The organism is Bradyrhizobium manausense, from assembly GCF_018130615.1.
Lineage (GTDB): Bacteria > Pseudomonadota > Alphaproteobacteria > Rhizobiales > Xanthobacteraceae > Bradyrhizobium > Bradyrhizobium manausense_A.
Genome location: NZ_JAFCKB010000029.1, coordinates 44,974 through 58,635, shown reverse-complemented (window position 1 = coordinate 58,635; position 13,662 = coordinate 44,974). Strand labels below are relative to the sequence as shown.

Below are 13,662 nucleotides of genomic sequence, written 5' to 3'. Positions count from 1 at the left end.
CGCGCGGCAAAGCAATGACGTCCAAGGTAGTGGCCGTCGTGACATCGGCCGCGACATTCACGTCACCGCATTCACGACCTGGTACTCCGGCCGGCGCCACACCTCGCCTGCAATCACCTCTTCGATGATCTCGGCCGCACGGATGATCTCGCTCTCGCCGATATACAGCGGCGTGATTCCGAACCGCATGATGTCAGGCGCGCGGAAATCGCCGATCACATTGCGGGCGATCAGGGCCTGCATGGCGGCATAGCCGCCCTCGAACGCGAAGGAGACTTGGGAGCCGCGCCGCTCGTGTGCACGCGGAGTGACCAGCCGCAGAGACGGGCAGCCGCGTTCGACCTCCGCAATCAAGAGATCGCCGAGCGCCAGCGAGCGGACGCGGACCTCCTTGATGTCGACACGATCCCAGATATCGAGCGACGCCTCCAGCGCCGCCATCGCCAGGACTGGTGGCGTCCCGACGCGCATGCGCTCGACGCCGCCGGCAGCCGCATAGGCAAGCTCGAAGGCAAAGGGTTTTGCGTGGCCCATCCATCCGGATAGCGCAGCACGCGCCGTATCGGCGTGTCGCGGCGCGACATAGAGAAAGGCTGGCGCGCCGGGGCCGGCGTTGATGTATTTGTAGGTGCAGCCGGCGGCGAAATCGGCGCCGCAGCCGGCGAGATCGACCGGCAGCGCGCCGGCCGAATGCGCGAGGTCCCAGACCGTGACGATGCCGAGTGCATGCGCCTTTGCCGTCAGCTTCGCCATGTCGTGGCGGCGGCCGGTGCGGTAGTCGACCTCGGTGATGTACAACACCGCGATCTCGTCCGACAGCGCAGCCTCGATCTCCTCCGGTGCGACCAGACGCAATTGATGGCCACGCCCAAGCGTCGCGATCAGGCCTTCGGCCATGTAGAGGTCGGTCGGAAAATTGCCGGTGTCCGAGAGGACGACCTTGCGCGATGCGTTCATGTCGAGCGCCGCCGCGAGCGCCTGATAGACCTTGAGCGACAGCGTGTCCCCGACCATCACCGAGCCCGCTTCCGCCCCGATCAGTCGCGCGATGCGATCGCCGACATGGCGCGGTTGGGCATACCAGCCGGCCGTGTTCCAGGCGCGGATCAGCTCATTGCCCCACTCGTCGGTGATGACGCGGCTGACGCGCTCGGCAACACCCAGCGGCAATGCACCGAGTGAATTTCCGTCGAGATAGATCACATCGTTCGGAAGATGGAATAGCGCTTTGGTGTCGTCGTAAACGCGATATCTGGTCATGAGCTCTTCTACAGAATGGTCCGCACGCGCCAGAGTTCAGGGAACAGCTCCACCTCCAGCATGCGCTTGAGATAGCTGACGCCGCCGGTGCCACCCGTGCCGCGCTTGAAGCCGATGACGCGCTCGACCGTCGTCACGTGGTTGAAGCGCCAGCGCCGGAAATAATCCTCGAAATCGACCAGCTTTTCGGCGAGCTCATACAGCATCCAGTGTGTTTCCGGCGCCTCGTAGACAATACGCCAGGCCTGCAGCACGCCCTCACTAAAACTGTGGGTTTCGCGGACGTCGCGCGCGAGCACTGCGGCCGGCATCTTCAGCCCATGGCGATCGGCCAGCCGCAGCACCTCGTCATAGAGACTGGGCGTTGCGAGCTCGCCTTCAAGCAGCTTCGTCGTCTCTACATCGTGCGCGTGCGGCTTCAGCATGGCATGATTGCGGTTGCCGAGCAGATATTCGATCAGCCGGTACTGGCGCGACTGGAAGCCCGAGGATTGGCCGAGCTGGGAGCGGAAGCGCGTATATTCGCTCGGCGTCATCGTGCGCAGCACATCCCAGGCATTGTTGAGCTGCTCGAAGATACGTGACATTCGCGCCAGCATTTTCATGGCCGGAGCCACCTCGTCCTTGGCGATGGCACGCCGCGCGGCGCTGAGCTCGTGGATGGCAAGCCGCATCCAGAGCTCAGTGGTCTGATGCTGGATGATGAACAGCATCTCGTCATGAGCTTCCGACAACGGATGCTGCGCGCCGAGGATCGCATCCAGCGCCAGATAATCGCCATAGGACATGCGCCGGGCAAAATCGGTCTCGGCGCCTTCGCGTGTGGGATCGTAATCGCTGGATGTCATGACAGACCCTTTCGATCGACCATCCCTGCCCTCGTCAGTCCAGGCCGATCAGGCGCGCAGTGATCGGCGACGACGGATCTTTCAGACCATCGATCACGGTGAAATGGTTCAAGCCGGGATCGACGACGAGACGCGTCGGCACGTCAAAGCCGGTCCAGACATTCGCCAGCAGGTCGGATTGACGGATGAATTCGGGTCGTTCACCGCCGCCGACCCAGGCGGTCACAGGCGAATGCCCGCGCGGCAGATGCAGCGCCGCGCTTTCGAGTGCCGCCTCCTCCATGCTCATGCGCAGCGTCTCATTCATCTTCGTCTTGAGCAGCGGGCGCAGATCGTGCAGGCCGCTGATCGAAAGCGTGCCGGCGATGCGGTTGAAGACCGCGGGCTCGAGCCGGCTGTCGTCGCAAAGCATGCGCGTGACGAGATGACCGCCGGCGGAGTGGCCCGCGAGCCGGATCGGCCCCGCGACAAGCGAAGCGGCCTTGGCAATCGCGGCGGTGATCTCGGCAGTGATATCGGAGATGCGCGCGGCCGGTGTGAGCGTGTAGCTTGGCAGCGCAACAGTCCAGCCGTGATGCCGCGCGCCTTCGGCCAGATCCGTCCAGGTCGATTTGTCGAAGCGCATCCAGTAGCCGCCATGAACGAACACGACGAGGCCCTGGCTGTCGCCATCGGGCAGGATCAGGTCGAACCGCTGGCGTTCACCGGAGCCGTAGGCGATATCAGGGCGAAATCCCTTCAGGGCGGCGCGGTAAGCCGCCGCCCGCTCCGCCCATTGCGCCGGCATCTTGTCCGAGCCCGGGATATGGGCCGAATTGGCGTAAGCATCATCCCAATCGCGCATCGTCACTCCCAGGGACTCGTCCGGCGAACCAGGCGCCAGTCTGCCACCGCTGAGGACGGCATCCTAGTCTTTATTTTAAGCTTAAAGGATCTAGAGAGCCATTGTTTCGTTCAGCGCGCGCCGCAACCAAGACGTGGGTACGGCGCACGTGCACCTTTTCCCACCCGACGAGAGCTGCGGCTGAGGCGACCCTTACGCCTTCTCCACCCCGCACCACTCCGCGACGAACAGCGCCATCGCCTTGGTGGTCTTCTTCAACGACTCCAGATCGACGAATTCGTTGAAGCCGTGCATCTCGCCGCCGCTGGCGCCGAAGCAGAGGCTCGGGATGCCGTAATTGAGGCCGTAGAAGCGGGTGTCAGTCAGCGCGGTGAAGACGAGGTCCTCGACCGCGCCGCCATAGACCTTGCTGAACGCCTTGCCAAAGGCGGCTTCCGGCGCGGCGGCGTCGGTCAGCTCATAGCCCTCTGACAGGAAGCCCGACCATTCGACCTCCGGCGGATTGTTGGCGAGGAAGCGGTGATTGCGCGAGGCGGCGGCGACGCAAGCCAGGATCTCCTTTTGGTGATCGGCCACCGACCAACCCGGCAGGATCGCTATACGGCAATCAACGTCGCACCAGGCCGGCACGCTCGAGGCCCAATCGCCACCCTTGATGATGCCGGGGTTGAAATTGATGGGATGGTTCAGGGTCTTGAAATGACGATCCGCCTTGGCACGCTCGTTCCACTCAATCTCGAGCTTCTGCAGCGCGTGGACGAGGTGATAGGCCGCCATGATCGCATTCGATCCGGAGCCCGCAAAGGCGACGTGGGTCGGATAGCCCTTCACGCGCAGGCGAAACCAGATCACACCAACCTGCGACCGCACCATCTTGCCGGCGGTGGGCTCTGGGATGAAGCAGGCGTCGGCACGATAGCCACGCTGCAGCGTCGAGAGCGCACCGACGCCGGTGCTCTCTTCCTCGATCACGGACTGGAAGTGGATCCGCGCCGTCGGCTTGAAGCCCGCGGCCTTGATTGCATCCAGCGCATAGAGCGCGCCGATGGTCCCGGATTTCATGTCGCAGGCGCCGCGGCCGAACATCTTGCCGTCCTTGATGACGGGCGAGAACGGCGGCGTGTCCCACAATTCCAGAGGCCCCGCCGGCACCACGTCGCAGTGCCCCTGGAGGATCAGCGATTTGCCGGCCTCGGTCCTGGGACGATAGGTCCCGACCACCGTGCGCGCCTTCGAGAAATCATGCTCGATCGGCCCGAAGCCCCGCAAATCCTTGAGGTCGTCGACATTGATGTGCCAATCGTCGACCTCGTAGCCGCGCGCGCGCAGGAGGTCGCCCATCATGTCCTGGCACGGTCCCTCGGCCCCACGGGTCGAAGGGATCGCGACGAAATCGCTTGTGGTCGCAAGCTGGGCTTCGAAGCCGGCGTCGACGGCGTCAACAATCCTCTGCTGCGTTTCGGCATTCATCAGGCAACTCCGGGCATCCACTGGTCGAGGGTGCGCGCAAGCTAGCCGATTTCAGCCGTTCGGGTACTCCTCAAAATAAGCATCCCGCAATGCATCTTCGAGCAGTCGGCCTTCGAAATAGCCATTCAACGTCGCAGGACGCGTGACGCCGTCGAGCAAGCGCGAACACGGCTCGGGCGCGCCCAGCACCGTGCGCACCGGAATGCGCTCGGCATAGATCGGCAATTCGTAGTCCTCATCGTCATCCGCAACGCCCTTGGCGCGGACCTTGGCGGAAGCCTCCTCGATCTCCATCGCGATGAAGGAGGTCGCCTTGATCTCCTGGGTATTGCTCGCCCGCAGGCTCGCGGTGCGATCCGGGAAGAAGCGGTCGACCATGGCGATCACCGCCCGCTCCTTCTCCTCGGGGTCGGTGACGAGATAGGCGGTGCCGAACGCCATCACGGCGCGATAGTCGGCGGAGTGGTTGAAGCCGCAGCGCGCCAGCACCAAGCTGTCGAGATGGGCGACCGTCAGGCAGACACGCTCGCCTCTGGTCTGATTGCGCAGCATGCGGCTGGCGCTCGAGCCGTGCCAATAGAGTTTTGTGCCCTCGCGCCAGAAGAAGGTCGGCGTGCAATAGGGCTGGCCGTCGATGACATAGGAGACGTGGCAGAGCATCGAGGAATCCAGGATGCGATGAACGGTGGCGTGATCGTAGAAGCCACGGTCATGCCGGCGCTTCACCTGGTTGCGCGCTGACGTCGGATAGGACTCTTGGCTCTCGGTCTGGCTCACGGCCGCTCCTGTCGGGATTCGAACAATTCGAGGAGAGTTGTAGCGGCGCATTTGGTCTGCGATAGTGCCAATTCCATGCGAAAAATTCCGACCAATTCCCCAACCAAGCCCGAGCTGCCGCTGGATCTCACCGGCCCGCACATCACTATCGGCGCTTCCTCGGCGCACCGGCTGTACCAGGCGCTGTGCGAGACGATCGTCTCAGGCCTCGTCAAACCGGGCGAGCCGCTGCCGCCATCGCGCATGCTGGCGAAGCAGACCGGTTTTCGGCGCAACGCCGTCGTCACCGCCTATGAGCGCCTGATTGCCGACGGATTTGCGCAGGCCACCGTCGGTTCCGGCACCTTCGTCGCAGCGCGCATTCCGGCGCGCGCCGCCGCACCGAAAAAGAGGGCGATCGTCGAAACGCCCGGCCAGGCCGCACTCGCGCTCGGCTGCACCCATATCGACGAGCGCGCGCTGCAGCGATTTCGCGCGTTCGTCGGCCGGCGCATGCGCGCCTTCGGCAGCGAGCATTTGCATTACGGCGACCCGCGCGGCAGCCGCGAGCTGCGCGTCGCGATCGCCGATCATCTGCTCTCGGCGCGGGGGCTGCGCTGCGACCCCGACCAGATCATGCTCACATCAGGCACGCTGCACACGCTGCGCATCATTCTCGGTGCGATCCTGAAGGCCGACGATCAGGTCTGGTGCGAAGATCCGGGCTATCCCATCGCGCGCAGAACCATCGCGCAATGCGGCTATCGCACCGTGCCCATTCCAGTCGACGCCCATGGCCTGCAAATCGCGAGGGGCCGCACCGCCGCGCCGTCCGCACGCGCGGCCTATGTCACGCCGTCGCATCAGTTTCCGCTGGGCGTGCAGATGTCGATGCCACGGCGGCTCGAGCTGCTCGACTGGGCAAAGCAGGCGGGCGCCTTCGTGCTCGAGGACGATTACGACAGCGAGTTTCGCTATGACGGCGCGCCCCTGATGTCGCTCGCCGGCATCGATCACCTCCAGCGCGTGATCTACATGGGCACGTTTGCCAAGACACTGTTTCCGGGTCTGCGCATCGGCTACTGCGCCCTGCCCGAGCGCCTGATCGGCGACGTCACGGCCGCGCGCGCCGCACTCGACCGCTTTCCCGGAACGCTGATGGAAGGCGCGGTCGCCGACATGCTCAATTCCGGCGCGTTCGCGGCGAATCTGAAGCGCGTGCGAAAACTCTATCGCGAGGCGCGCGACACGCTGGCCGAAACGCTCGAAGCGGCATCGGAGGGCGCGCTGTCGGTCCCGGTGCCGTCGCAGGGCCTGCACCTGGTGGCCCGGCTCGATCCGTCGGTCGCGCCAGCGATTGCGGCCGAAGCGAAACAAGCCGCGGGCGCGGAAGGCTGGCTGCTCGCCGACACCTATGCGCGGGCGCGCCCGCTTCCCGGTTTCGTGCTGGGATTTTCGGGGCACGCGGTTCCACGCCTCGTCGCCGCCGCAGAAGCGCTGGCGCGGGAGGCGCGCGCTGCCTTGCGCAGCAAGGGCAAATCGGCCCGGCGGGCGTGACGAAGGTTGGCTATCAGAATCGCCGACCGCTCCTTAACATCGCGGCAATCGATTCCGGGATCTCTCATCATGTCAATTGTCACGTCACTCGGCCGCGCGGCCGGCCTCGCCCTCCTGATCGCCATCGCCCTTGCCTCAACGGCGAGCGCCGCTTCCGTGGGGCGTGAGCAGGATATCGTCGATCTCAAGCTCGGCCAGCGCGTGCAGGTGGACGACGGAACTTGTCCCGCCGGACAAATCAAGGAAGTGCGGGGCTCGAAGATGACCGACAAGGGCGTGGTGCGAACAGCAACCTGCGTGGCACGCTTCGGTCCGAAGTCGAGATGACGGCCTAAGACTTCGCCGGGTCGAACATGCACTGCAAGGTCGGCTTGGCGATCTTGGTGAAGGTTGCGCCGATCTCGGCTTGCTTCGCTGCCGGCACCCAATCGGTTTCAATCGTGGGCACACCGGTCTCGCTGATGCCGCGCAGCAGCGCCTCGCGCAGGTCGCGATCCTCGACCACGGCCGCGGCATGGTCATGCAGGCAGCCGCAGACCTCTTCCGGATGCTCCCAGCGCCCAAGCATGCGGGGAGCGCACTGCCGCACGAACTCAGTGCGCGGATCCGGCAACCGGCTCGGAGCGCGCACCTGCGCTTGAACGGAACTGATCGTCAGAACGGAGAGGAACGCTGCGGCGCAGAGACGAAGGTACATGATGGCCTTTGCCGGCTGATTTTCTTGTTGGTGATCAGAAGCGCGCCGCGAGGACCAGAGGCTGCGGCGATGTGGTCGTGACCGGCGAGCCGCTGTACTGGAAGGTGCCGATACCCGGCAAATTGCCGTCCGGCGCGCCGGCGAACGAGGAACCGGCGAGCACGAAGCCGAAAGCAAGGATGAAGCTGAGCGCGCGCATGGATCTCTCTCCGAATTGCGTGGCCGGCGGTGCGCCGTCGTCGTTGTGATGCTGATAACCATCCGCGGTTTCTCCCGTGATGCGCTCAAAGCCGAAAATGGTTTCATTGCCGGTGAGAATTGTTTCGTCGCCCGCGGCGCGACGACACAATTCTCGGAAAACATCAATGATTTCAGACGGGATGCATGACAGCTTGAACGCGTTTGGGAACGACCATCCACACAGGTTGAGGTGAGGCGGTCACATCCGCGACGTCAGCGCTTCACATGCATTTTACGGTTCTCTGCTGAAGAGAGCTGCAAACGACGGCCGGTCCCGCCGATGAACCCAGCATCCATCGGGCGCGACCGAAGCTTCGAAACCGAAAGGCCCGTCATCGACGGGCACACCTGTGAAGGATGGCCATCATGATGGCGCGAGATCGCGCAACGACGCGCGACGCGGCAGAGCGCACGGACCGCGCCGATCGAGAGTTGAGCCGCCGCACCGGCTCGCCCGGCGCGATGGCGCAGCAATCAGGCCGCGGCTACGAGGCCGCGCCCCAGGCGTTCGTGCGGCTGAGCGGCTCGCATCTTGCGAGACCGCGCGGCAGCCGCGATCACATCACTGAGTGAAGAAGTCGCCGCACTTCTGGACGTTGGCGTCAGCCGGTCCCCACGGCATGATCGGCACGGTCGAGGTCGAGTTCTTCGGCGACCCCTCGATCAGCTTGTCCGAATAGACCATGTAGACCAGCACGTTGCGTTTGGCGTCGCAGCCACGCACGATCTGCATCTTCTTGAAGAAGAGCGAGCGGCGCTGGCGGAACATGTCGTCGCCCTGCTCCATCTTGCTGGCCTTGAACTTGATCGGGCCGACCTGGCGGCAGGCAAGCGAGATGTCCGAGACCTCCTCGGCAAGACCGAGCCAGCCCTTGAAGCCGCCCTTCTCCGGCACCGTGAAATGGCAGGCCACGCCCTCGACTTCGGGGTCGTCGAGACCGTAGGTCGCGAGCTTGTCATTCGGGCTCATCCACTTGAAGACAGTGGAGCGACGGAAGATCAGATCCGGCTCATCGGCCGCGGAAGCGGATGCTGCCGGCACAACCAGCAGCAACAGGAATAAAGCGAAGTCTTTCAAGCGGATGCGGGAAAGACCGGGGAAACGAGATGACATGAAGTTCTCCGGTAACAAGTCCTGGCAATGTAGGCATGGGGTGGCCGATCAGGAAGATGATGCAAGCCGGCTGCCGCCGCCGTTTACCGCTCCGTGAGGCTTTTTTGCTACGTCTTGGACAAAAGTCGATGATGGCAGAACCGCCATGCTGGTGAACGCGTATCCCCTCTGCGAGACTAACGTCTGATTTGGATTGTGGATTCGAGGAATGAATAGCGTGAATGGGTCCCGTTTTGCCGCCGCGCCGAGGCGGCTGTGGCAGGTCGCCATTGTGACGGCGGCGGGTGCGATCGGCACGGCGAGCCAGGCGGAAGCAGCGTTCTATTACTATTCGGATTATTCCGACGGATCCTATGGACGGCAGGAGCGGTATCCCGAGCCGCCGCGCGTGAAGCCGCAGAAGCGCGGCTCGGCAGCCTCCAAGAACAAGAAAGAGGCGCTTGTCGAGAAGGAGACCGGCGCGAAGCCGCAAGGTCCGCTCGTCATCGTCGTCTCGATCGACCGCCAGAAGGTCACGATCTACGACTCCAACGGCGTGTTCGCGGAATCGCCGGTATCGACCGGGATGAAGGGCCACTCGACGCCGATGGGCGTGTTCAGCGTCATCCAGAAGCACAAATTCCACCATTCCAACATCTATAGCGGCGCGCCGATGCCGTACATGCAGCGGATCACCTGGTCCGGTGTTGCCATGCATGCCGGCGTGCTACCGGGCTATCCGGCCTCGCACGGCTGCATCCGCATGCCGATGGCGTTCGCGGTGAAGATGTGGAACTGGACCAAGATGGGCGCGCGCGTGATCGTCTCGCCCGGCCAGATGACGCCGCAAAGCTTCTCGCATCCGATGCTCGCATCGCTGCGCGTGCCGCCGCAGCCTGCAGCGAGCCTCGAGCCGACGACGAGCGTTGGCGACAAGGCGGACAAGGGTGCGCCCGAGACCAAGGTCACGGAAGCCAAGCCCGTCGAGACCAAGTCTCTTGAGACGAAGACCGCCAGCGCGGACGGCGTGCTCGAACTGCGCTCCACGGTCGGCCACACCGTGATGTCGGATGTGACCACGGGCAACGCACCGGTCCGCGAGGAAGCCGCCAAGACTGACGCCAAAATCGAAACCAAGACCGACACCAAGTCCGCCGAGGCCTCCGAGCCGGCCACGCAGCCGGAGGCGGCAGCGAAGAGGGACGAGGTTGCCAAGCCCACTGACACTGCAGAGGCGCCCAAAGCGACCTCGGACGACAAGGTCGAGACCGCGAAGTCTGAGGCCACCGATACTCCGAAGCCGGAAGCCGCTGCCGAGCCGGCCAAATCCGATGCGGCCGCCGCCGAGAAGAAACCCGACGCGGCCGTGACGGCAACGGCGCCGGCACAAGCCGCTTCGCCCGACGCGAAGAAAGACCAAACCCGCCTCGCCGATCCCGCGCCGTCCGTGAAGCCGGATCTGCCGAAGCGGACCGGCCAGATTGCAGTGTTCATCAGCCGCAAGGATTCCAAGCTCTACGTCCGGCAGAACTTTGCGCCGCTGTTCGACGTGCCCGTGACGATCGCGGCAAGCGACCGGCCGCTCGGCACTCACGTTTTCACCGCTGAGGTCGACAAGACCGATTCCAATGCGCTGCATTGGTCGGTGGTGTCCCTGCCCGTCGCTGTTCGCGCCGCCGCGCGCGACGATGACGGCCACATACGCCGCCAGCGTGGCGTTGCCGTGATTCCCGTCGCGGCAAAGCCGGTGATCACGCCGGACAGCCCCGCCGAAGCACTGGATCGCATCACGATCCCGGCCGATGCCATGGCGAAGATCAACGAGATGCTCACCACCGGCGGCTCGGTCATCGTCTCCGACCAGGGCATCAACCAGGGCGAGACCGGCGAAGGCACCGACTTCATCGTCCGCCTTTACTGAGCCTCGAACGGCGATAACGCGGTGTTGAGCGGGCCTGTCGCATCACCGGAGTAAGCTCCGCCCCGGATCACATCCGGGGGACACTGCCATGCTGAACCGCAGAACCGTGCTCACCGCCGCGCTGCTCGGAGCAGCCACCTCGGCAACGCGCGCGCGGGCCGATGCGGGCATGAGCCGGATCTCGGCTTACGCCTTCTCGTTCCCCGCGCTGTCCGGCGAGGACATCCGGCTCGCCGCCTTCACCGGCAAACCAGTGTTGGTCGTGAACACCGCCTCGCTATGCGGCTACACCCCGCAATATGCGGGCCTGCAGGAGCTCTGGAACGAGTTTCGGGAGCGCGGCCTCACCGTGATCGGCGTACCCTCCAACGATTTCGGCGGCCAGGAGCCCGGCGGCACCAGCGAGATCTCGGAGACCGCGCACCACCAATACGGCGTTACCTTCCCGATGACCGCCAAGGCCGTCGTGGTCGGAGCTAAGGCGCATCCCTTCTACAAATGGGCCGCGGAGGCGCGACCGAAGGAGGTTCCGAAGTGGAACTTCCACAAATACCTGATCGGCCGCGATGGCTATATCATTGAGGTGTTTCCGTCCGCTGTGGAGCCCGCCGACACGCGCATCAAGACTGCGATTGCCAGGGCCTTGGCTGATAGCTGACACGCCTGACTTGAACAGGCTCCTGACGTGAACAGGCTTGGGCACAATTGTGGCGAAGCGCCAAACAGCCGTTGCAATGGCGATGGGCCACCATCTAGGCTAGGATGATCAGGGGCAGGATGGGTTTTGCCGGAGGCGAAAAGCTACGGCGGAACAACGGGATCAATCTCGAGGACAACACCATGCGTGTGGCGGCAGGACTGATTTTGGCAAGCGCGATGTCTGTTGCGCTGACAGGCGCGGCATGGTCGCAGACCCCGGCTGCAAAACCCGCAGCCGCCACGCAGGCCGCCCCCGCGGCGGCCCCGGCCGCAGCTCCGGCTCCTGCCGCAGCGCCGGCGTCGCAGGCCGCCGCCTTCCCGCCGCCGCCGCAGCAGGCCCCGCAGCCGGCGCGCGCCGCCTGCAACAATCCGAACGCGCTGGGCGTTGCCCGCACCGTGGAGATCGACACCACCGGCGGCCCCGGCTTCGGCTTCGAGCACTTCAAGGAGCTCGACTTCCTGCGCGACAAGGAGGTCGTCCTGACCTTCGACGACGGCCCCTGGCCGCACAACACGCCTGCCGTGCTGAAGGCGCTCGCCGACCAGTGCACCACCGGCATCTTCTTCTCGATCGGCAAGCACGCCACTTATGAGCCGGAGATCCTGAAGCAGGTCTACGCGGCTGGTCACACCGTCGGTACCCACACCTGGTCGCACGCCAACCTCAACAACAAGAAGCTGACCGAAGCGCAGCGCAAGGAAGAGATCGAGAAGGGCATCAGCGCCGTGAAATGGGCGCTCGGCGGCATCTCGCCCGCGGCGTTCTTCCGCTTCCCGGCGCTGCAGCATCCGCCGGAGATGGTCACCTATCTCGGCAACCGTAACGTCGCGATCTTCTCCTGCGACATCGACTCCTTCGACTTCAAGGCCTCGAAGCCCGAGAAGGTGATCGAGACCGTGATGAAGGGGCTCGACAAGAAGGGCAAAGGCATCATCCTGATGCACGACTTCCAGAAGCACACGGCCGAAGCCCTGCCCGAGCTTCTGAACCGTCTCAAGGCCGGCGGCTACAAGGTGGTGGCGATGCGCGCCAAGGCACCAGTGGCCTCGCTCCCTGAATACGACCAGGAGCTGATGAAGGACGTCAAGCTGCCGACGGTGAGCACGCGTCCGGTCAATTCCGTGGTGACGACCGTCTCCGAATAGCCGTCGCTTGTCTTTCCATTTCGAAGGTTACGTCATCGTCTCGGCGGACGGCATGCTTGCCGACGCCAGCCATGTCATGCCCGACAGTCTGAAGTTCGAAGGCGACAAGCTGTTCTTCGAGCAGGCGCTCGATCGTGCCGCCCTGATCGTGCACGGCCGCAATTCATATGAGCAGCAGGCGAACTCGCCCAAGCGCAAGCGGCTGATCCTGACCCGCAAGATCAAGGCCCTCACCGTCGATCCGGAGATGCCGAACGCGACGCTGTGGAATCCGGAACATGCGAGCTTCGAGGAAGCCTGTGCCTTTGCCGATGTCGCCTCGGGACGGGTCGCCGTGATCGGCGGCCCTATCGTCTTCGACATGTTCATGGACCGCTACGACACGTTCTGGCTGTCGGAAGCCCCGCATGTGCGGCTGCCCGGCGGCGAAGGCTGTTTTGTCGAAGTGCCCAAGCGGACGCCGCACGAGGTGCTGACGTCCCACGGCATGAGGCCAGGCACGCCTTACATGCTCGACGCCGCGCACGATGTGACGGTTACGCCGTGGCGGCGAGCCTAGCGTTCACACGTCGCCGTAGGCCGTCTCGGCCGAGCGCGTGGCGCGGCCATAACCCATGATCATGAACAGCGCACCGATGATCGCGAGGTTCTTCAGCGCGTCGACCACCACCTTGGCATTCTCGGGCGCCGTCTGATTCCAGAAATCGTTGAACAGGATCGTCGAGACCGCGATGTAGATGACCATCAGCATCGCAAAGAAGCGCGCGCCGAAGTTCAGCGCGATCATCAGACCCGCAACGACCTCGAGCCCACCGACCGCGATCGCCAGAAGCTGCGGCGTCGTCATCGCGGTCGCGGCCTCGACCTGCTTGGCATAAGGCGCCACCACATCGGGCACCACGAGCTTGCCGGCGATGAAATCGGCGGTCTCCTGGATGGCAAAGAGCTTGGTTGCGCCCGTGTAGATGAACAGCACGGCGAACAGGATTCGCCCGAAAGTCACGAACGCTGGCATGGTCGGCCTCTTGCAAAACGCTAAGCACGGGACGCATGCGGATTATGGAGAGTCCGTTTGCGCTTTTCAAACGGGGAAATGGAAAACTGCGAGTTATTCAAAATTGACGATGCGCT

17 protein-coding genes are annotated in these 13,662 nt (G+C 64.1%); 8 read left to right on the top strand and 9 right to left on the bottom strand.

The window, feature by feature from the left end; genetic code table 11:
• Positions 1 to 57: 57 nt before the first annotated feature.
• From kynU to JQ587_RS34365, 5 genes are all read right to left on the bottom strand, one after another.
• The gene (gene kynU, locus JQ587_RS34385) at positions 58 to 1,260 is read right to left on the bottom strand and encodes a kynureninase (protein WP_212428301.1); all 1,203 of its coding nucleotides are present in this window, start codon (positions 1,258 to 1,260) and stop codon (positions 58 to 60) included.
• A gap of 8 nt (positions 1,261 to 1,268) precedes the next feature.
• Positions 1,269 to 2,108, bottom strand: coding sequence for a tryptophan 2,3-dioxygenase (kynA, locus tag JQ587_RS34380; RefSeq protein WP_212428300.1), 840 nt, complete (start codon positions 2,106 to 2,108; stop codon positions 1,269 to 1,271).
• 34 nt (positions 2,109 to 2,142) lie between these two features.
• Positions 2,143 to 2,952 carry a hormone-sensitive lipase gene (locus JQ587_RS34375; RefSeq protein ID WP_212428299.1) on the bottom strand — a complete coding sequence of 270 codons (810 nt, stop codon included), beginning with the start codon at positions 2,950 to 2,952 and terminating at the stop codon, positions 2,143 to 2,145.
• 192 nt (positions 2,953 to 3,144) lie between these two features.
• Entirely contained in the window at positions 3,145 to 4,422 is a 1,278-nt protein-coding gene (locus tag JQ587_RS34370) for an ArgE/DapE family deacylase (protein WP_212428298.1), read from the bottom strand.
• Between the two features lie 51 nt (positions 4,423 to 4,473).
• The gene (locus tag JQ587_RS34365) at positions 4,474 to 5,199 is read right to left on the bottom strand and encodes a pyridoxamine 5'-phosphate oxidase family protein (RefSeq protein WP_212299503.1); all 726 of its coding nucleotides are present in this window, start codon (positions 5,197 to 5,199) and stop codon (positions 4,474 to 4,476) included.
• Between the two features lie 75 nt (positions 5,200 to 5,274).
• On the opposite strand from JQ587_RS34365, the gene pdxR reads away from it, so the two are divergent.
• Together pdxR and JQ587_RS34355 are read left to right on the top strand one after the other, a co-directional pair.
• Complete coding sequence (pdxR, locus tag JQ587_RS34360) at positions 5,275 to 6,735, top strand: MocR-like pyridoxine biosynthesis transcription factor PdxR (protein ID WP_212428297.1); 1,461 nt, start codon at positions 5,275 to 5,277, stop codon at positions 6,733 to 6,735.
• A gap of 69 nt (positions 6,736 to 6,804) precedes the next feature.
• Positions 6,805 to 7,062: a DUF6719 family protein gene (locus tag JQ587_RS34355; RefSeq protein WP_212299499.1), complete on the top strand. Its 258-nt coding sequence runs from the start codon at positions 6,805 to 6,807 to the stop codon at positions 7,060 to 7,062.
• A gap of 4 nt (positions 7,063 to 7,066) precedes the next feature.
• Here JQ587_RS34355 and JQ587_RS34350 read toward each other — a convergent pair whose 3' ends face one another.
• The gene (locus tag JQ587_RS34350; RefSeq protein WP_212299497.1) at positions 7,067 to 7,432 is read right to left on the bottom strand and encodes a hypothetical protein; all 366 of its coding nucleotides are present in this window, start codon (positions 7,430 to 7,432) and stop codon (positions 7,067 to 7,069) included.
• Between the two features lie 34 nt (positions 7,433 to 7,466).
• A complete protein-coding gene (locus JQ587_RS34345; protein ID WP_212299495.1) occupies positions 7,467 to 7,631 on the bottom strand; it encodes a hypothetical protein in 165 nt (54 codons plus the stop codon).
• Between the two features lie 48 nt (positions 7,632 to 7,679).
• Here JQ587_RS34345 and JQ587_RS34340 point away from each other — a divergent pair, with 48 nt between their 5' ends.
• Positions 7,680 to 7,820: a hypothetical protein gene (locus tag JQ587_RS34340; RefSeq protein WP_212299493.1), complete on the top strand. Its 141-nt coding sequence runs from the start codon at positions 7,680 to 7,682 to the stop codon at positions 7,818 to 7,820.
• Between the two features lie 218 nt (positions 7,821 to 8,038).
• Entirely contained in the window at positions 8,039 to 8,245 is a 207-nt protein-coding gene (locus JQ587_RS34335) for a hypothetical protein (protein WP_212428296.1), read from the top strand.
• On the opposite strand, the gene JQ587_RS34330 is transcribed toward JQ587_RS34335, so the two are convergent.
• Positions 8,235 to 8,786, bottom strand: a complete 552-nt coding sequence (locus JQ587_RS34330) for a CreA family protein (RefSeq protein ID WP_212299489.1) — start codon at positions 8,784 to 8,786, stop codon at positions 8,235 to 8,237. The genes JQ587_RS34335 and JQ587_RS34330 overlap by 11 nt on opposite strands.
• Before the next feature lie 208 nt (positions 8,787 to 8,994).
• Here JQ587_RS34330 and JQ587_RS34325 point away from each other — a divergent pair, with 208 nt between their 5' ends.
• The 4 genes from JQ587_RS34325 to JQ587_RS34310 all read left to right on the top strand — a co-directional run bounded on the left by JQ587_RS34325 (position 8,995) and on the right by JQ587_RS34310 (position 13,090).
• Positions 8,995 to 10,686, top strand: coding sequence for a L,D-transpeptidase (locus tag JQ587_RS34325; RefSeq protein WP_212428295.1), 1,692 nt, complete (start codon positions 8,995 to 8,997; stop codon positions 10,684 to 10,686).
• Between the two features lie 88 nt (positions 10,687 to 10,774).
• Positions 10,775 to 11,344 carry a glutathione peroxidase gene (locus tag JQ587_RS34320; protein WP_212428294.1) on the top strand — a complete coding sequence of 190 codons (570 nt, stop codon included), beginning with the start codon at positions 10,775 to 10,777 and terminating at the stop codon, positions 11,342 to 11,344.
• A gap of 182 nt (positions 11,345 to 11,526) precedes the next feature.
• Complete coding sequence (locus JQ587_RS34315) at positions 11,527 to 12,531, top strand: polysaccharide deacetylase family protein (RefSeq protein ID WP_212428312.1); 1,005 nt, start codon at positions 11,527 to 11,529, stop codon at positions 12,529 to 12,531.
• Positions 12,532 to 12,538: 7 nt separating this feature from the next.
• Positions 12,539 to 13,090 carry a dihydrofolate reductase family protein gene (locus tag JQ587_RS34310; RefSeq protein WP_212299477.1) on the top strand — a complete coding sequence of 184 codons (552 nt, stop codon included), beginning with the start codon at positions 12,539 to 12,541 and terminating at the stop codon, positions 13,088 to 13,090.
• 3 nt (positions 13,091 to 13,093) lie between these two features.
• Here JQ587_RS34310 and JQ587_RS34305 read toward each other — a convergent pair whose 3' ends face one another.
• The gene (locus tag JQ587_RS34305) at positions 13,094 to 13,546 is read right to left on the bottom strand and encodes a DoxX family protein (RefSeq protein WP_212299475.1); all 453 of its coding nucleotides are present in this window, start codon (positions 13,544 to 13,546) and stop codon (positions 13,094 to 13,096) included.
• Positions 13,547 to 13,662: the final 116 nt, after the last annotated feature.

Coding starts and splice junctions, on each gene's coding strand:
- JQ587_RS34375 (WP_212428299.1), bottom strand. CDS start 2,952: ATGCGCGATTGGGATGATGCTTACGCCAATTCGGCCCATATCCCGGGC.
- JQ587_RS34325 (WP_212428295.1), top strand. CDS start 8,995: ATGAATAGCGTGAATGGGTCCCGTTTTGCCGCCGCGCCGAGGCGGCTG.
- JQ587_RS34345 (WP_212299495.1), bottom strand. CDS start 7,631: ATGCGCGCGCTCAGCTTCATCCTTGCTTTCGGCTTCGTGCTCGCCGGT.
- kynU (WP_212428301.1), bottom strand. CDS start 1,260: ATGACCAGATATCGCGTTTACGACGACACCAAAGCGCTATTCCATCTT.
- JQ587_RS34355 (WP_212299499.1), top strand. CDS start 6,805: ATGTCAATTGTCACGTCACTCGGCCGCGCGGCCGGCCTCGCCCTCCTG.
- JQ587_RS34305 (WP_212299475.1), bottom strand. CDS start 13,546: ATGCCAGCGTTCGTGACTTTCGGGCGAATCCTGTTCGCCGTGCTGTTC.
- JQ587_RS34330 (WP_212299489.1), bottom strand. CDS start 8,786: ATGTCATCTCGTTTCCCCGGTCTTTCCCGCATCCGCTTGAAAGACTTC.
- JQ587_RS34315 (WP_212428312.1), top strand. CDS start 11,527: ATGCGTGTGGCGGCAGGACTGATTTTGGCAAGCGCGATGTCTGTTGCG.
- JQ587_RS34320 (WP_212428294.1), top strand. CDS start 10,775: ATGCTGAACCGCAGAACCGTGCTCACCGCCGCGCTGCTCGGAGCAGCC.
- JQ587_RS34340 (WP_212299493.1), top strand. CDS start 7,680: ATGCTGATAACCATCCGCGGTTTCTCCCGTGATGCGCTCAAAGCCGAA.
- kynA (WP_212428300.1), bottom strand. CDS start 2,108: ATGACATCCAGCGATTACGATCCCACACGCGAAGGCGCCGAGACCGAT.
- pdxR (WP_212428297.1), top strand. CDS start 5,275: ATGCGAAAAATTCCGACCAATTCCCCAACCAAGCCCGAGCTGCCGCTG.
- JQ587_RS34335 (WP_212428296.1), top strand. CDS start 8,039: ATGATGGCGCGAGATCGCGCAACGACGCGCGACGCGGCAGAGCGCACG.
- JQ587_RS34350 (WP_212299497.1), bottom strand. CDS start 7,432: ATGTACCTTCGTCTCTGCGCCGCAGCGTTCCTCTCCGTTCTGACGATC.
- JQ587_RS34370 (WP_212428298.1), bottom strand. CDS start 4,422: ATGAATGCCGAAACGCAGCAGAGGATTGTTGACGCCGTCGACGCCGGC.